The organism is Rhizobium sp. BR 315, assembly GCF_050577975.1.
GTDB lineage: Bacteria > Pseudomonadota > Alphaproteobacteria > Rhizobiales > Rhizobiaceae > Rhizobium > Rhizobium miluonense.
Genome location: NZ_JARWKZ010000026.1, coordinates 72,300 through 89,436, shown reverse-complemented (window position 1 = coordinate 89,436; position 17,137 = coordinate 72,300). Strand labels below are relative to the sequence as shown.

At 60.0% G+C, this 17,137-nt stretch carries 12 protein-coding genes; 7 read left to right on the top strand and 5 right to left on the bottom strand.

The features are described from left to right. Positions 1-132: 132 nt before the first annotated feature. Together glyS and QD409_RS22445 are read left to right on the top strand one after the other, a co-directional pair. Positions 133-2,247 (top strand): glycine--tRNA ligase subunit beta, encoded by a 2,115-nt coding sequence (gene glyS / locus QD409_RS22450; protein ID WP_092846996.1) that lies wholly within the window; start codon positions 133-135, stop codon positions 2,245-2,247. Between the two features lie 14 nt (positions 2,248-2,261). Next, entirely contained in the window at positions 2,262-2,756 is a 495-nt protein-coding gene (locus QD409_RS22445; RefSeq protein ID WP_092846998.1) for a DUF523 domain-containing protein, read from the top strand. A gap of 74 nt (positions 2,757-2,830) precedes the next feature. Here the strand turns inward: QD409_RS22445 and QD409_RS22440 are convergent, their stop codons facing one another. The 3 genes from QD409_RS22440 to purD all read right to left on the bottom strand — a co-directional run bounded on the left by QD409_RS22440 (position 2,831) and on the right by purD (position 6,902). After that, the gene (locus QD409_RS22440) at positions 2,831-4,648 is read right to left on the bottom strand and encodes a methyl-accepting chemotaxis protein (RefSeq protein WP_092847000.1); all 1,818 of its coding nucleotides are present in this window, start codon (positions 4,646-4,648) and stop codon (positions 2,831-2,833) included. Between the two features lie 340 nt (positions 4,649-4,988). Beyond that, positions 4,989-5,417 (bottom strand): plant virulence effector HPE1-like domain-containing protein, encoded by a 429-nt coding sequence (locus QD409_RS22435; protein ID WP_092847002.1) that lies wholly within the window; start codon positions 5,415-5,417, stop codon positions 4,989-4,991. Positions 5,418-5,633: 216 nt separating this feature from the next. Continuing rightward, on the bottom strand, positions 5,634-6,902 hold the full coding sequence (gene purD / locus QD409_RS22430) for a phosphoribosylamine--glycine ligase (protein ID WP_092847004.1): 1,269 nt from the start codon (positions 6,900-6,902) through the stop codon (positions 5,634-5,636). A gap of 247 nt (positions 6,903-7,149) precedes the next feature. On the opposite strand from purD, the gene QD409_RS22425 reads away from it, so the two are divergent. Together QD409_RS22425 and QD409_RS22420 are read left to right on the top strand one after the other, a co-directional pair. After that, complete coding sequence (locus tag QD409_RS22425; RefSeq protein ID WP_092847006.1) at positions 7,150-9,459, top strand: Tex family protein; 2,310 nt, start codon at positions 7,150-7,152, stop codon at positions 9,457-9,459. A 144-nt stretch (positions 9,460-9,603) separates the two neighbouring features. Then, positions 9,604-10,863, top strand: coding sequence for an SAM-dependent methyltransferase (locus tag QD409_RS22420; RefSeq protein WP_092847008.1), 1,260 nt, complete (start codon positions 9,604-9,606; stop codon positions 10,861-10,863). Positions 10,864-10,956: 93 nt separating this feature from the next. On the opposite strand, the gene QD409_RS22415 is transcribed toward QD409_RS22420, so the two are convergent. Then, positions 10,957-11,388 (bottom strand): hypothetical protein, encoded by a 432-nt coding sequence (locus tag QD409_RS22415; RefSeq protein ID WP_092847010.1) that lies wholly within the window; start codon positions 11,386-11,388, stop codon positions 10,957-10,959. A gap of 267 nt (positions 11,389-11,655) precedes the next feature. Here QD409_RS22415 and QD409_RS22410 point away from each other — a divergent pair, with 267 nt between their 5' ends. Both QD409_RS22410 and ubiA read left to right on the top strand, forming a co-directional pair. Continuing rightward, on the top strand, positions 11,656-12,465 hold the full coding sequence (locus QD409_RS22410; RefSeq protein WP_092847013.1) for a MipA/OmpV family protein: 810 nt from the start codon (positions 11,656-11,658) through the stop codon (positions 12,463-12,465). A gap of 67 nt (positions 12,466-12,532) precedes the next feature. After that, a complete protein-coding gene (gene ubiA, locus QD409_RS22405) occupies positions 12,533-13,495 on the top strand; it encodes a 4-hydroxybenzoate octaprenyltransferase (protein ID WP_092847015.1) in 963 nt (320 codons plus the stop codon). 123 nt (positions 13,496-13,618) lie between these two features. Here ubiA and QD409_RS22400 read toward each other — a convergent pair whose 3' ends face one another. Beyond that, the gene (locus QD409_RS22400; RefSeq protein ID WP_092847017.1) at positions 13,619-14,185 is read right to left on the bottom strand and encodes a DUF6101 family protein; all 567 of its coding nucleotides are present in this window, start codon (positions 14,183-14,185) and stop codon (positions 13,619-13,621) included. A gap of 317 nt (positions 14,186-14,502) precedes the next feature. Here QD409_RS22400 and QD409_RS22395 point away from each other — a divergent pair, with 317 nt between their 5' ends. Then, positions 14,503-17,010, top strand: a complete 2,508-nt coding sequence (locus tag QD409_RS22395) for a DUF1217 domain-containing protein (protein ID WP_092847019.1) — start codon at positions 14,503-14,505, stop codon at positions 17,008-17,010. Positions 17,011-17,137 lie beyond the last annotated feature (127 nt).

Below are 17,137 nucleotides of genomic sequence, written 5' to 3'. Positions count from 1 at the left end.
GTTCCTCCGGAGGCGGTGGCGGAGGTGGCGGCGGCGGCGGATGGTAAATTCGCCTTTTGCCTTGGTGACTTTTGCCGCCGGGCTTGCTAAGTCCGCCCGGATCATTTCCGCCTCAAGGTAAAGACAGCTCCCATGCCCGATCTCCTGCTCGAACTCCGCTCCGAGGAAATTCCCGCCCGTATGCAGCGCAAGGCTGCCGGCGACCTGAAGAAGCTGGTGACCGATGCTCTGGTCGAAGCAGGCCTTTCCTATGAAGGTGCCAGGGAATACTGGACGCCCCGGCGGCTGACGCTCGATATCCGCGGCCTGACGGCGCGCTCGGCTGACGTACTCGAGGAGCGCAAGGGTCCGCGCACCGATGCCAACGAGAAGGCGATCGAAGGCTTCCTGCGCGGCGCCGGCCTTTCCTCCATCTCCGAAGCGCAGGTGCAGAGCGACCCGAAGAAGGGTGATTTCTACGTTGCGATCATTTCCAAGCCCGGCCGCGCCGCGGAAGAAATCGTCGCCGCCGTGATGCCTGATATCGTAAGAAATTTCCCCTGGCCGAAATCCATGCGCTGGGGCAAGGCATCGGCCAAACCCGGCTCGCTGCGCTGGGTGCGCCCGCTGCAGTCGATCGTCTGCACCTTCGGCACCGAACATGAAGAGACCGTCGTCATCCCCTTCGAGATCGATGGCATCGTCGCTTCCAACGTGACCTACGGTCATCGTTTCCATGCGCCTGATGCGATCACGGTCAAGCGCTTCGATGACTACGTATCGAGCCTGGAAAAGGCCAACGTCATCCTCGATGCCGAGCGCCGCAAGGACATCATCCTGCACGACGCCCGCGATGTCGCCTTTGCCAATGGCCTGGAACTGGTCGAGGACGAAGGCTTGCTGGAAGAGGTGTCCGGCCTGGTCGAGTGGCCGCAGGTGCTGATGGGTTCCTTCGAGGAAGACTATCTCTCGATCCCCTCGGAAATTATCCGCCTCACCATCAAGACCAATCAGAAGTGTTTCGTCACCCGCCCGCAGGTGGGAGAAACCCTGTCCAACCGCTTCATTCTCGTCTCCAACATCCAGGCGACGGATGGCGGCAAGGAGATCATCCACGGCAACGGCAAGGTCGTGCGTGCCCGCCTGTCCGACGCGCTGCATTTCTGGAAGCGCGACCAGGGCGATCTGCCCGATCTCGAAACGCTTGAAGCCTCTGCTGCGAAATTCGGTCTCGACCTGAAGAAACCGCTCGATCAGCGCATGGCCAAGCTCGACGCACTGAACGTCACGTTCCATGCCAAGCTCGGCAGCCAGGGCGAGCGTGTTGCCCGCATTCGTGCGCTGGCCGCTGACCTCGCCAAGATCACCGGCGCCGATGCCGCTCTGGTCGACCGCGCCGTCGTGCTGGCCAAGGCAGATCTGCGCACCGAAGCCGTCGGCGAATTTCCCGAGCTTCAGGGCCTCATGGGCCGCAAATATGCGGTGCTGCAGGGCGAGAATGCCTCGGTCGCCGCTGCGATCGAAGATCACTACAAGCCGCAGGGCCCTTCCGACCGCGTTCCCGAAGACAAGGTCGCGATCACAGTCGCGCTTGCCGACAAGCTGGATACGCTCGTCGGCTTCTGGGCAATCGACGAGAAGCCGACAGGCTCGAAGGATCCTTACGCGCTGCGCCGCGCCGCCCTCGGCGTCGTTCGTATCCTCTTGGAGCGGGGCGTGCGCCTGCCACTGCTGGCAACCACCAAGGACGCCGATCTGCTGGCGTTCTTCCATGATCGCCTCAAGGTCTACCTGCGCGATCTCGGCGCCCGCCATGACCTCATCGACGCCGTGCTGACACCGGTGACCGACGATCTGCTGATGGTCGCCCGTCGCGTCGAGGCGCTGACCGCCTTCATCACGTCAGAGGACGGCAAGAACCTGCTCGCCGGCACCAAGCGTGCCACGCAGCTTCTGGCAGCCGAGGAGAAGAAGGGCACCGTTGTCGCTGACAGCGTTTCGGAAGCGCTGCTGAAGCTTGATGCCGAAAAGGATCTCTTCGCCGCCGTCAAGGCCGCCTCCGCCGAGGCATCCGATGCGATCGCCAAGGAAGATTTCCGCTCGGCCATGGCAGCCCTTTCGAAGTTGCGCGCGCCGGTCGATCGCTTCTTCGAAGACGTGCTCGTCAACGATGAAGACGCCGCTATCCGCGCCAACCGCCTGGCGCTGCTGCGTCTGATCCGCGAGGCAACCAGCACGGTCGCCGACTTCTCGAAGATTGCGGGATAAGATATGGGGGCGCGATGACCGGAAAGATCCTCGTCAGCGCCTGCCTCATGGGCCACGCCGTCCGCTATGACGGCCGTTCCAAGCCGCTCATCCATCCGGCGATCGATTGCTGGCGTGAGGAGGGGCGGCTGGTGACGATCTGTCCGGAAATGTCTGCGGGCATGGCCGTTCCGAGGCCGCCGGCCGAAATCGCAGACGGCGCCACCGGCGAGGATGTGCTTGCCGGCACTGCGCGGGTGATGGAGATCACCGGCGGTGATGTCACGGCGGAATTTCGTCAGGCGGCTGAAAATGCTCTGGCGCTCGCACAGGATACCGGCTGCCGCTATGCCCTGCTGATAGACGGCAGCCCATCCTGCGGCTCTGGCTTCATCTATGACGGAAGTTTTTTCGGTGGCCGGCAGAGCGGCCGGGGCGTCACCGCGGCGCGGCTGCAGCAGGCCGGTATCGAGGTCTATTCCGATCGCGAGATCGAAAAATTGGTCGAGCTGCTGAAGGCGGCAGACTGAAGCAGCCAATTAAAGCTCAAAAGAAAACCGCCGGACGCAAGCCCGGCGGTTTCTCATTTTCTGACCTATGCTGCTCAGGCGGCGCGGCGGCGGTGATCCATGGCCGGGTGGCCGTCGTTGACACGGAAGCCGCGGATGAGTGCGAGCAGATCTTCCGTATCGGCGGCGAGCGTCTCGGCCGAGGCCGTCGTTTCTTCAGCCATGGCGGCGTTCTGCTGCGTGGCGGCATCGAGCTGGTTCATCGAAGACGAGATCGAGCGCAGCGTCGTATCCTGCTCGGAGGCGCTGTGGGCGATCTTCGAGACGATCTCGTTGGCAGCCTTGATCTGGTCGGAGATGCGCTTCAGCGCTTCGCCTGCCTCGCCGACAAGGCGGACGCCCTGGTCGACCTGGCCGGAGGAACGGGCGATCTGGTCTTTGATTTCCTTGGCGGCCGCCGCGGAACGCTGAGCCAGTTCGCGCACTTCCTGGGCGACGACGGCAAAGCCCTTGCCGGATTCGCCGGCGCGGGCGGCTTCGACGCCGGCGTTCAGAGCCAGAAGGTTGGTCTGGAAGGCGATCTCGTCGATGACGCCGATGATCTTGCCGATCTCCGCCGAGGACTTCTCGATGCCGCTCATCGCTTCGATTGCCTGGGCAACCACGGCATCGCTGCGCGATGCTTCGGTGCTGACGGTGTGAACGCGCTTGCTGGCCTCATGCGCGCCTTCCGCGGTCTGACGGACGGCGACCGTGAGCTCGTCGAGGGCCGCCGAGGTCTCTTCCAGGCTGGCGGCCTGACGCTCGGTGCGCTGCGACAGCTCGTTGGAGGCGCGACGGATTTCTTCCTTGCTGAGGCCGATGTCGTTGCCCTTGGCGTTGACCCGCCCCATCGCGGCTTCCAGATGCGACAGCGCCTCGTTGAAGTTGTTGCGAAGGCCGGCATAGCTGGCGCCGAGATCGCCGCAACGCACCGTCAGGTCGCCGCGCGCGAGATCTTCGAGCGCCTTGCCGATAACGGAGACGACGCGCGCCTGTTCGCGGGCTTCGTCCTGCTGCTGGCGCAGGTTCTGTTCGCGCTCGCTGCTGATTTCGAGCTCCTGCGCCGCCTGGCGGTCGGCCAGGATGTGGCGTTCGCGGATCTTTTCCTGCAGCGCCTGGGTCGCCTTGGCCATCAGGCCGATCTCGTTGCGCATCTCGACATGCGGGATTGTGATCTTCACGTCTTCGTCGGCCACGGCCTTGAGGGCTGCGTGGACGTCGGCGAGTGGCCGGGCGATGCCACGGATGCAATAGAGAGACGCGCTGATGCCGACGAGGAAAACAAGTCCGCAGATCAGCAGGGCACGCCACATCGTCGTGTTGATCTGCTCCTGCAGGTCATCCATGTAGACGCCGCAGCCAAGCACGATCTGCCAGGGAGCGAAGGCGCCGGAATAGCTGCCCTTCAGGAAGAACTCGCTTTCGGGGCGGCCAGGCTTGTTCCAGTAATAGATCGTGCGGCCACCGCCCTTGATGGCCTTTTCGACCATTTCCTTGCTGAAATGCGTGCCGTTCTTGTCGACCTGCGAGGACATGTCCTTGCCGATATTGACGGGGCTTGGGTGAATGCGCTGGATGACATTGAAATCGAAGCCGAAGAAGTAGCCTGCCGGCGCGAAGCTGACATGCGACAACACCTTGAAGGCCTCGGCCTGAGCGGCCTCATGCGTCATCTCGCCGGATTTTTCGCGCTGATAATATTGGTTCAAAACAGAGATGCCGGATTCGACCTGCGTGCGCAGCATGTCGAAGCGGTCGTCGTAAATGGTATCGGCTTGAGACCGGATCTGGAAATAGGTGGCCACCGCGAAGGCAGCCATCAGCAGGCCGAGCAGGGCGAATAGTTGATGTGCGATCTTGAGATTCTTCAATAGTGCCTCCACAGGTAATTGAATACCGGTGCGGTATCCTACCGCCTGTGCGATCGCCTGAGAGAGTCCCAATACGCTTGCCGCTGCTTCAAATGACATGCTGCTGTCCGGTGGACAACAAAGTCGCTGTTTATGTCTAATAAAGCTTTAATAGCAGGGGTTCGATTGTATTTCGCAAGAGATGAAACCAGGGATATGCTCTCGCTGATGTCAGTAATACATAGTTAGATTTGAGAATATTATCCACAAATCTATCATATTTTCGAAAATTCGAATATTAGCGAAGTTTGTTTTGAGATACTGCTGCGCGGCGGCTGATCCGTCGACCTAAGAGTCGCAATTATTGGCGAAGCTGGAAGGCGGAGAGATCGAGCGGCGCCGGCTCGGGAGCTGTTGCCACTTCCGTCAAGGATGCGGTCTTTGCTGTCACGTCGATGCCGTCGGAAGAGGTGCCGGCCGCAGCCAGGGCTTCCGGAGTAGGCTTGCTGACGAACATGACCGGAGAGCCACCCATCCAGGCTTCAGTGCGCACGACCCTTTTTTCGCCGTCGATATTGCGGATGACAACCGTCTGAGTGCCGGGTGCCAGCGTCGGAACATTATATTCCTTTTCCACCATTTGCGGCTTGAGGGGAGGGCAGTCGGCGCAATTCTTGGCGACGATGCTGCCCTTGCCGCCGATCATCTTGCCGTCGACCGGCTGGATCGACGAGGCCATGGCGGAGCCGCCGGCCAGCACGCATGCCAAGGTCAGGAAGAAGGAACGCATCACCAACAACTCCGTCCGAAGCATGTCGCGCAAAACTGTGCAGCGGTTTTGCGATAACGACATGCGTAAAATCAAAGAGCTAAAGCGCAAGAAGCGAATCTGAAAATCGCGATGCGCTTTAGATTGATGGAGACATTAGCGAAGCTTTGTTTCCATACCGTCAGGAGATTAGGTAAAAATTTAATGGACTTTCAGTGACCGGATCGGCTCGGTAGTTTACGCTTCGCGCTCGACCGCGCGCCAGCCGATGTCATTGCGATAAAAGCCGTTTTCCCATTCCACCTCGCCGGCAAGGGCATAGGCGCGCTTCTGCGCTTCGCCGACCGTCTTGCCTGTCGCGGTAATGTTGAGAACGCGGCCGCCAGTCGCGATCAGTGCGCCGTCCTTCAAGGCTGTTCCGGCATGAAACACCTTGGCTCCCTCGCCATCGGCCGGTAGCGCTGCGATCGGCGTGTTCTTGGCATAGGAGCCGGGATAGCCCTTCGAGGCCATGACCACGGTCAGAGCGACATCGTCGCTCCATTCGGCGGCCACCTGATCGAGCGTACCGTTGGCGCAGGCGAAGAGTAGCGGCAGCAGATCGCTCTTCAGCCGCATCATCAGCACCTGGCATTCGGGATCGCCGAAGCGGACATTGTATTCGATCAACTCGGGGCCCTTGGCGGTGATCATCAAGCCCGCGAAGAAGACGCCGGAGAAGGGATGGCCGCTTTCCGCCATGCCGCGCATCGTCGGCTCGATGATCTCCTTCATGGTGCGCTCGACCATGTCAGGGGTCATGACCGGGGCGGGGGAGTAGGCGCCCATGCCGCCGGTGTTCGGTCCGGTATCGCCGTCGCCGACGCGCTTGTGGTCCTGGGCGGTTGCCAGCGCCAGCGCATGCTTGCCGTCGCAGAGGCAGAAGAAGCTTGCCTCTTCGCCGTCCAGATAGGCTTCGATGACGACTTCCGCGCCGGCCTCGCCGAATGCCCCTTCGAAGCAATCGTCGATGGCCGCCAATGCTTCGTCGACCGTCATGGCCACCGTCACGCCCTTGCCGGCAGCAAGTCCGTCGGCTTTGACCACGATCGGCGCACCCTGCGCACGGACATAGGCTTTCGCCTTCGGCGCGTTGTTGAAGCGCTGATAGGCTCCCGTCGGGATGTCATAGCGTGCGCAGATATCCTTGGTGAAACCCTTGGAGCCCTCGAGCTGGGCTGCCGCTGCCGAAGGGCCGAAGACGGCAATGTCTGCGGCGCGCAGTGCATCGGTGATGCCAGCGACCAAGGGTGCTTCCGGTCCGACGACGACGAAATCGATGGCCTTCTCCTTGCAGAAGGCGACGACGGCATCGTGATTGTCGATATCGAGTGACGCAAGCGTCGCATGCTCGGCAATGCCCGGATTGCCGGGTGCGGCATAGAATTCCGTCATGAGAGGCGATTGCGCCAGTTTCCAGGCCAGTGCGTGCTCGCGTCCGCCCGATCCGATCAACAGAACTCTCATGGCTTGCCCTTTCGTTGCATCCCTTTGCGCGGTTAAGCGGGCTTGGGCCAAAGGTCAAGCATCAAATCCTGTGGAGGTTTGGCGACCAACATTGCCACGCCTTTTTCTATCGCTAAAGCGGGTATGGTTTTGGACGCGAGATCTCCCCTTCCATGCGGGATCGGCATGATCGGCGTCGAAAACTGTTTCTTATACCAACGGGATCGTGCTTATGGTCCCCTCACGATTGTCCAGTTCAGAGAGTCACATGGCCGCCGATATCCGTTCCCTTGCTGCCACCATCGCCGCCGAGATCAATGCCCGCCCGGATCAGGCCAAATCCGCCATCGAGCTTCTCGACGAAGGCGCGACCGTGCCGTTCATCGCCCGCTACCGCAAGGAAGTCACCGGCGGCCTCGATGACACACAGCTTCGCACGCTGGCCGAACGGCTCGTCTATCTGCGCGAACTGGAAGCCCGCCGCGCCGCCATCATCGAATCCATCACCGGCCAGGGCAAGATGACCGACGAGCTGATGCGCAAGGTCGCAACCGTCGCCACCAAGGCCGAGCTGGAAGATCTCTATCTGCCCTACAAGCCGAAGCGCCGCACCCGCGCCGAGATCGCGAGGGAGCGTGGGCTCGGCCCGCTCGCCGACACGATCCTCGCCGATCGCTCGAAAGAGCCCGCCGTTCTCGCCGAAGGCTTCATCACAGCCGAAGTTACGGATGTGAAGACGGCGCTCGAGGGCGCGCGCGACATTGTCGCCGAAGGCATTGCCGAAAATGCCGACCTGCTCGGCAAGCTGCGCGGCTATATGAAGACGAACGCCACCCTCAAAGCCGCCGTCGTCGACGGCAAGCAGGAAGCCGGCGCAAAATTCTCCGACTATTTCGCGCATCAGGAGCGCTGGGCAACGGCCCCTGGCCATCGTGCACTCGCCATGCTGCGCGGCTGGAACGAAGAGTTCCTGACGTTGAATATCGAAGTCGATGTGGACGCCGTTTCGCCGAACAAGCCGGTCGAGCGAATGATCACCACCGCCTATGAAATCGGCTCGAACCGGCCCGGCGATCGCTGGCTCATGGACGTCGCCAGCTGGACATGGCGCGTGAAGCTCTCCATGTCGCTGTCGCTCGATCTGATGCGTGAGCTGCGCGAGCGCGCCGAAGAAGAGGCGATCCATGTTTTCGCCCGCAATCTGAAGGATCTGCTGCTGGCCGCGCCAGCCGGCTCGCGTGCCACCATGGGTCTCGACCCAGGCATCCGCACCGGCGTCAAGGTGGCTGTCGTCGACGGCACCGGCAAACTCCTGGAAACGACGACGGTCTACCCTTTCCCGCCGAGGAACGACGTGCGCGGTACGCAGGCGACTTTGGCGGCCCTTGTCCGCAAGCACAATGTCGAGCTGATCTCCATCGGCAACGGTACCGGCAGCCGCGAGACGGAAAAGCTGGTGGCCGACATGCTCGCTGATCTGCCGGCGCCGAAGCCGACCAAGGTTATCGTCTCGGAGGCAGGCGCTTCCGTCTATTCCGCCTCGGAAACGGCAGCGCTGGAATTCCCCGGCCTCGATGTCTCGCTGCGCGGCGCCGTCTCCATCGCCCGCCGCCTGCAGGATCCGCTGGCTGAGCTGGTGAAGATCGAGCCGAAGTCGATCGGCGTCGGCCAGTATCAGCATGACGTGGATCAGCAGAAGCTGTCCCGCTCGCTGGATGCGGTTGTCGAAGATGCGGTGAACGCTGTCGGCGTCGATCTGAACACGGCCTCGGCGCCGCTGCTTGCCCGAGTCTCGGGCCTCGGTCCCTCGATCGCCGAGGCGATCGTCAAGCATCGTGACGGCGAAGGGGCATTCGAAACCCGTCGCGATCTGTTGAAGGTCGCCCGTCTCGGCCAGCGCACCTTCGAGCAATGCGCCGGCTTCCTGCGCATCCCCAATGGCAAGGAGCCGCTGGATGCTTCCTCCGTGCATCCGGAAGCCTATGGCGTCGCCAAGAAGATCGTCGCCGCCTGCGGCCGCGATCTGCGGACCCTGATGGGCGATACTGCTGTCCTGAAGGCTGTCGACCCGAGGCAGTTCATCGATGACAAGTTCGGCCTGCCCACCGTGCGCGACATCATCGCCGAGCTGGAAAAGCCCGGCCGCGACCCCCGTCCGAGCTTCAAGACCGCGACCTTCGCCGAAGGCGTCAACGAGATCAGCGACCTCAAGCTTGGCATGCTGCTGGAGGGAACGGTTACCAATGTCGCTGCCTTTGGCGCCTTCGTCGACATTGGCGTCCATCAGGACGGTTTGGTGCATGTCTCGCAACTGGCCGACCGCTTCGTGAAGGATCCGCATGAGGTCGTGAAGGCCGGCGATGTGGTGAAGGTGAGGGTGGTCGAGGTCGACGTGAAGCGGAAGCGAATCGCCCTCTCCATGCGCAAAGATGGCGGCACTGTGGCGGCCCCCTCCGGGCGTGAGTCGCGCGAGCAAGGCGGCGCTCGCAACGCTGGCGTTAGGAGCAACACCCGTCCAAAGACCGAGGAACGGGGTAGTTTTGGTGCCGCCTTGGCGGACGCATTCAAACGAAAATAAGGACTTAGCGAGAGATTATGCAAGAATGTCACACTCTGGCAGAGTTGTTGCCAGAGTGCCAACGTGTGCGAAAAGCTGCGCTTGCCACAAGGCTGTGAAGCGCTAAAGTTGCCTCAATGTCATGTCATAACATTCGAGGCGTCCATGGCGTCGGTACTTCTCTCTCTCGTTAAGAAGCTTATCCGTAAAGGCTCCCTCAAGCTTATGCTCGCTTCCGGCGAGACCCATATGGTCGGCGACGGAACCGGTGAGACAGTGGCTGTCCGCATTGCCGACCAGCAGGCGGAGGACGCGATTGCTCGCGATCCGACGCTCAAGCTCGGCGAAATGTACATGGAGGGGCGCTTCATTCTTGAGCAAGGGGATATCTATGAATTCCTCTCGCTGGTGAAGCAGAACACCACCAATGAGATCTTTGATTTCCGCATGGCGGCGCTGCTGCTCGGCCGCATCGCCTTGCAGCAGATCAAGAGCCGCTCGCCGATCAACCGCAATAAATACAATGTTGCGCATCACTACGATCTGTCGGCCAAGCTGTTCGATCTCTTCCTCGATGAGGATTGGCAATATTCCTGCGCCTATTTCAATCCGCCAGGCATCAGCCTCTACGAAGCGCAGGTGGCCAAGAAGCGCCATATCGCTGCGAAGCTGCTGGTCGAGCCCGGTCAGAAGGTGCTGGAGATCGGCTCGGGCTGGGGCGGCATGGCGATGTATCTTGCCGAAGCCTATCCGGGCCTCGACGTCACCGGCATCACGCTTAGCGAAGAGCAGCTGAAAGTATCGCGCGACCGTGCGGCCAAGCGCGGCCTGTCCGATCGCGTCCGCTTCGAGCTGCAGGACTATCGCTACCTGACCGGCAAGAAGTTCGACCGCATCGTCTCCGTCGGCATGTTCGAACATGTCGGCATCGGCGATTACGGCAAGTTCTTCCGCAAGGTTTCGGAATTGCTCGACGACAACGGCGTGATGCTGTTGCATTCGATCGCGCGTCCGAAGCCGAGCTACGCCACCAATGCCTTCATCGAAAAGTATATTTTCCCGGGTGGCTATATTCCGTCGATCGGCGAAACCACGCCGCCGCTTGAGAAGGCCGGTCTGCTGACGAGGGACGTCGAAACCCTGCCGATGCACTATGCCTATACGCTCAGGCATTGGCGCAACAACTTCGTCGCCCGCAAGGCCGACGCCGTCGCGCTCTATGACGAGAAGTTCTTCCGCATGTGGGAATTCTATCTGGCAGGCTCCGAAATGGGCTTCCGCTGGGATGAGCTTTTCATCATGCAGATCCAGATCGCCAAGAATCAGTTCGCCGTTCCGGACAACCGCAATTACATCGGGGAGCGCGAGGCGAAGCTGAAGGAATTCGAGGCGACGCGCGCACCTCTGGAAAAGGTGACGTTCTAAGCCTTCGCGTATCAATACGTCGTCGCGCCGGACTATGGGTTTCCATGGTCCGGCGTTTTTGTTCAGTCCTGCCAGTCAGCGAGGATATGAGTACTACTTGACCACTTTGACGGTCAGATTCTCGTCGCTGACTTTACTTCCGTACAACACGGTTACCCGCAGGGTGAATTGGTCGGTGCCGACAAAACCGGGATCGGATGTGTAATATATCGTAGTGCCTTCAACGGGCTTGCCGCTGCAGATATAGGCGTCGCTATCCTTGTCGTATTTGACGTGAACCGTGCCATGTTCGAATGTGACTTTGCCATGGCTGGGCTGCTTGACCACCCCTGTATAGGGGTAGGAGTTGAATGTGCAGTCCCGCTTCACCGACGAAGCCATTCCGAGCGCCGTCTTCTTGCCGGAAATGACTCTGTGCGAATATTGATCCTGCTTGGCGCCGCCGATCGGTGCGCTGACGCAACCTGATAGTACGACGTTTACGCCGAGGAATAGGCCTAGGGAAATCAGGGATGTGGTCTTCATTTGTTTCTCTTTTAGGGACCTGGGGCTGTGAATGGCCATGTACCACAGAGGATAGCTGGCATTACTTATGATTGAGTAGCCTATAGCTTAATTAAATCACCGCGACAGATCGGCGCAGGCCGGAGGATGCCAACTTCAACTTAAATTCGATCTCCCTGCCGATTCAGCTGCTTTTGGTTAAGAAGCCGGTAACGCGATCCGAATAATTTGAAGCAACTCTAGGGCCGCGTGTACGGCCCTTTGTATTGCGTATTATGGAGTTGCATTGTGTTTGCAAAATCGCGCCTTTTTATCAGTTTCGGTTTACTTGTCGCCTCCGCTTCTGCGGCTTCAGCTGGAGACGGCCAGCATTTCTGGTCGGGAAATTGGTATCTAAGCGTCGGGGCGGCCGGTTTCTCGGCGCCGAAATTCGAGGGCGGCAAGCACAACAAGCTGCAATGGCAGCCGCTGGTGTCGATCGGCAGGCAGGGGCCGGGGCCACGTTTCTCCTCGCGCAACGACAATCCATCTTTTGCTTTCATCGAGAGTGATGCCTTTCGGGTCGGCATCGTCGGCAAGTTCGTGCGTAGCCGCGACAGTGGCGACGGTCGCGAGCTTACGGGCCTGAAAAAGGTGAAGTGGGGCCTGGAAGCCGGCGGTTTTGTCGAGGCTTACCCGACCGATTGGCTGCGCGCACGCGTCGAAGTGCGCCAGGGCATCCGCGCTCATAGCGGTCTCGTTGCCGATGCCGCCGTCGATGCCTTCACCGACATTACCCCGGAACTGCGTCTCTCCGGTGGTCCGCGCATGACGCTTGCCACCAACGACTATTTCAACACCTACTACGGCGTCAATGCACGGGACGCGGCGGCATCGGGCCTCAGCCAGTACAATCCGGGCGGCGGCATCAAGTCCGTCGGCGTCGGCGGCGCGCTGACCTGGAAGGCATCGGAAAACTGGACCGCCAGCACGTTCGTGGAATACACCCGCCTGACCGGCCCTGCCGCAGACAGCAGCCTGGTGAGAGAACGCGGCGATCGCAACCAGCTCCTGATCGGCATGTCCGCCAGCTACAAGTTCAACTTCACGACGAACTGAGAAATGAGCGGGGCTGCGACCCCGCCGCCGCTTGACCTTGAGCGCCAGATGTCACTACTACTCGCTCATGCAAAAGACAGGCGACATCAATGGGCGCGTCGCTGACGCGCCTTCCGGCAACTGGGTGTACCGCGTTCTGCCCCCAGGGCTCTGGCCCTATGCGCAGCTTGCTCGCTGGGACCGGCCCATCGGCTGGCAGCTCTTGATGTGGCCGTGCTTCTGGTCGGTCGCGCTCGCCGCCAATGCCTCGATTTCCATGGGGCGAGGTTCGCCCGGCTTCGTGGTGATCTACCATCTCGTGCTGTACTTCATCGGCGCGGTCGCCATGCGCGGCGCCGGCTGTGCCTATAATGACCTGGTCGATCACGAGATAGACATGTCGGTGGCGCGCACTCGCTCCCGCCCGCTGCCATCGGGCCGCGTGACGCGCCTTCAGGCCAAGGTCTTCATTGCCCTGCAGGCTCTGGTCGGTCTTTTCGTGCTGCTGCAGTTCAACTGGTTTGCCGTCATTCTCGGCCTGTTGTCGTTGGGCATCGTCGCGCTCTATCCCTTCGCCAAGCGCTTCACCGATTGGCCGCAATTCTTCCTCGGCCTCGCCTTCTCCTGGGGCGCCCTCATGGGATGGGCCGGCATTTTCGGCAACCTGTCGCTTACCTCGATCATCCTTTACATGGCCGCCATCCTTTGGACGATCGGCTACGACACGATCTATGCGCATCAGGATAAGGAAGATGATGAACTGATCGGTGTGCGCTCGACCGCGCGGCTTTTTGGCGACCAGACACGCCTTTGGCTGGTCGGCCTCTATGGAGCGACGCTGCTTCTGATGCTGATCGCTTTCACATTGGCCGGAACAAGCTGGCTCGCTTATCTCGGCCTGATCGCCGCCGGCGGCATGTTCGCCTATCAGATTGCCGTGCTCGACATCAATGATGGCGAGCAATGCCTTGCTTTGTTCAAATCCAACAACCGGGTCGGCCTGATCATCTTCGCAGGTCTTTTCCTGTCGTTTCTGCTGCTCATTCCCTGACGGCGAAGCGCTTTCGTAAGGTCGCGGACACAGCTCTTCGCTGTAGTCGTAACGATTTCGGCCGCGGGACTGGGTATCCCACGGCCGATCTTTTGCAATATTCAGTTTTTAAGCGCGTGCGGCTTAGTGCCTTGCGATGATCTCGCGGCCTTCGATCTTCATCTTGATGCCGAGCTTGCCGGTGGAGCGGCGCACGAGGAAGCGCGGGCGGCGATCGGCGAAGTAGGAGTGGCGGCGACGCGGCTGGCTGTCCTGCGAGCGGACGCCGCCCAGATGCTCTTCCAGCGGGCGGGCAACGCCGTCTGCTTCGATCATCAGCATCGGAATGCGGAAGGCGTCCGACCAGGAACGCCAGTCGGCAGCGATATCGCTCAGATCGTGAGCAACGAGAAGGGGGATGCAGAGATCCGGATCGGAATGATGCAGTTCCAGGGTGACGGTTACTTCGCCGTCGCCATGGTCGATAGCCCGGGCGGCGACACCCTTGAAGGCGCGTTTCGGCAGGGCGACGGATAGCGGCAGCCCACTGGAGGGCAGGATCTTGCGCAGCACTGCGCCGCGCTCGTCGATCGTGATGGTGACGTCTCCATCGGCACCGCGCATGGCGTAGCTGACCTGTTGGGGAAAGCGCGTCGGATCAAGCCGCAGTGTGGTTCCAGCCCAATCGGGCTTTAGGACGGTATTTGTCATCGATTTTCTACCCTTGCTTTACCTGAGAGCCCGTTTCCCGGCCTTCTCTCGGAGAACTTTTGTCCTCTCGTTGTTGGGCAGATTAGGCGCCGTCCCTTCCGGACAGCTTAAAAATCGAGGTTAAGAAAACTTTGCGTCGTCAAATGGTTAGCAAAGTCGAATGCATCAGGGTTTCCATAAGGTGAACACACGGCAGGGAAGTCGTCTCGATATAGTGCACGTATAGAGTGAGCACGTGTAAGTCTCGGGTAAGGTTTGCATGTAATGATGAAGGCTGGATTCGCCGTCTATATTGAAGATCTATTGGGATTTTGCTAATGATATCCACCTATCTAGGTTATAAGATCACAACCAGAGATATGGCGACCTCGCTCAATCAGGTGGCATCGCAGTCGCAAAACAAGCGTCTGATCGACTATTACAAAGCCAATATAGGCAAAGTAACCAATGTCGATGACTTCCTGAATGACTATCAGCTATACAGTTATGCCATGGAAGCCTACGGGCTCTCCGACATGACCTATGCCAAAGCCTTTATGAAACAGGTGCTGACCAGCAACCTGAGCGATTCCACCAGTTTTGCGAATCAGCTCAACGATTCCCGCTACAAGGCATTCGCTGCCGCGTTCAATTTCGGTACGGGCAGCACGAAGACGGCGCAATCGGGAGCGCAGGAAGACGATCTCATCGGGCTTTATCAGCAATCGTTTACGAATGAAGAGACGTCCGCGGCCACCGAAACAAGCTATTACGCCCAGAACATCGGCTCCGTTAAGACGGTCGATGACCTTCTCGGTAACACGCGGCTGAGAAACTATGTGCTGCAGGCCTACGGCATCGATCCGACCAATGCATCGAATTCCAATCTCAGGCAGATGCTGACGAGCGATCCGAGCGACCCCAACAGCTATCTCAATCAGAATGGCGGCACCGCGGATAAGGCTCTCGCGGCCGAATTCAATTTCAATGCGGACGGCACGGTCAAGGCTTCGACACCGGACAGCGACACCGCCTTTTATCAGGCCAATATCGGGACGGTCACCTCGGTCGGCCAGCTCACATCCAATCCGCGGCTGTTCCAATACGTCAAGACCGCCCTCAACATCCCGGCCTATATCACCGCCGACCAATTCAACGCTTCGGCCGAGGATGCCGGCGTCGCGACGTCGAACGGGCTGACCAATGTCATGGCCCAATTCAATTTCCAGTCGGACGGGACTGTTGCCGCCGGCTCGCAGGCGCAGACATCGGCTCAGGTGAGCGCGACGACAGCGGCCTATACCGCGAACTACGTCGGCGGTCCACAGACGCTCGGCCAGCAGGCCGATGTGATGGGCGCCTACAATTCCACCGTGCCGTCATTCATTACGAGCATCGGTGCGACCGACAATAACCAATATTACAAGGACCATATCGGCTCCGTTACATCGGTCGATCAGCTGACCTCGGATCCGCGCCTCTTCAACTTCATCAAGACCGCCTACGGTATCGATCCGACCACGCCCGCCGTTGTTTTCAAGAATGCTTTCGGCGACCCGACGACCGCCTCCATCTTCGGCCTGACGAACGTCGTCGCCGCGTTCAATTTCCAAGCGGACGGGACACTTGCCGCCGGTCAGGCGGCGCAGTCTCAGAGCGCGACCGACGCGGCCTCGGCGGCCTATATGAGCAATTACAAAACGTCGCAATCGAGCCTGACGACGGATGCGGTCAACAACTACAAAAACCGCATCGCCAGCGTGAAGACCATCAAGGATTTCTTCACGAGCAATACGGCCGACGGCAGCACATCCAACGACAGTGCCCCCGAACTCTACCAGATGGCGCTGCGCGCCTATGGCATCGGCTCGGACGAGGTGACGAAGTCGCAGTTGACGAAGATTCTCGAAAGCGATCCCTACGATCCGAAGAGCTACGTCAACTCGCTCAAGGACTCACGCCTTACCGAGCTTGCAAAGGCCTTCAACTTCGACAGCAAGGGTAACCTGAAGGTTCCGGTTCAATCCCTGTCGCAGGGGCAGATCAACAGCTTTATCTCTCAATATTCCAGCCACACCACCGCCGGGCTCTCAGGCGCCTTGCTGACCAAGGCCAGTAGCGACGCCAAGACCGCCGGCACCTACTTCGCGACCAATATCACCAAGGTTAGCACCGTCACGGAACTCCTGGCCGACAGCAAGCTCACCAATTTCATCCTGACGGCCAGCGGCATCGATCCGAAAACCGTCGATACGGCGACGCTGAAGAAGGCCTTCGCTTCCGATCCGTCCGATGCGAAGAGCTTCATCAACACGGCTGCTGGTGCCAAGTTCAAGAGCATCGTCGAGGCATTTAACTTCGGCACGGATGGCAATCTGACGGATAGCAAGCTCGGCACGGCGCAAAATCAGGGAGCGCTCGCGTCTACCAACGATCTCTACCTGCATCAGACGCTGGAAGATCAGCAAGGCGACACCAACCCCGGTGTGCGTCTGGCCCTCTATTTCCAGCGCAAGGCGCCGAATATCAATTCCGTCTACGACATCATGGGCGATGCGGCGCTTTATGCCGTCATCACCACGACCTATAGCCTGCCGAGCGCGATGTCGTCGATGGATGTCGATACACAGGCCAAGATGCTGGGCAACTTCGTCAAGGTCAGCGATCTGAAGGACCCGACCAAGGTCGACGCGCTGATGCAGCGATTCTCCGCGATGTACGATCTGCAGAGCAATACGACGTCGTCCACGTCGCCGGCCCTATCGATTCTCTCCGGCTCTTCTTCCGGCGTCGGGATCAGCGCCGACACCCTGCTTTCGATCGCGCAACTGTCCTCGGCGAGATAGCGAGCCACGCAAAAAATTTAACGGGTCTCTTTGCCGCGTTTTTTGCGGCAAAGTCGTTTCCGTGCGCCTGTTTGCCTGGGGTTTTCGATGTTGTCGCAGCGGCACAGGGGGCGGGAAATAAGAGCTT

Bases quoted from the DNA above. Each gene is read 5' to 3' on its own strand.
- glyS (WP_092846996.1), top strand. From the start codon at position 133: ATGCCCGATCTCCTGCTCGAACTCCGCTCCGAGGAAATTCCCGCCCGT.
- QD409_RS22445 (WP_092846998.1), top strand. From the start codon at position 2,262: ATGACCGGAAAGATCCTCGTCAGCGCCTGCCTCATGGGCCACGCCGTC.
- QD409_RS22435 (WP_092847002.1), bottom strand. From the start codon at position 5,417: ATGCGTTCCTTCTTCCTGACCTTGGCATGCGTGCTGGCCGGCGGCTCC.
- purD (WP_092847004.1), bottom strand. From the start codon at position 6,902: ATGAGAGTTCTGTTGATCGGATCGGGCGGACGCGAGCACGCACTGGCC.
- QD409_RS22425 (WP_092847006.1), top strand. From the start codon at position 7,150: ATGGCCGCCGATATCCGTTCCCTTGCTGCCACCATCGCCGCCGAGATC.
- QD409_RS22420 (WP_092847008.1), top strand. From the start codon at position 9,604: ATGGCGTCGGTACTTCTCTCTCTCGTTAAGAAGCTTATCCGTAAAGGC.
- QD409_RS22415 (WP_092847010.1), bottom strand. From the start codon at position 11,388: ATGAAGACCACATCCCTGATTTCCCTAGGCCTATTCCTCGGCGTAAAC.
- ubiA (WP_092847015.1), top strand. From the start codon at position 12,533: ATGCAAAAGACAGGCGACATCAATGGGCGCGTCGCTGACGCGCCTTCC.
- QD409_RS22400 (WP_092847017.1), bottom strand. From the start codon at position 14,185: ATGACAAATACCGTCCTAAAGCCCGATTGGGCTGGAACCACACTGCGG.
- QD409_RS22395 (WP_092847019.1), top strand. From the start codon at position 14,503: ATGATATCCACCTATCTAGGTTATAAGATCACAACCAGAGATATGGCG.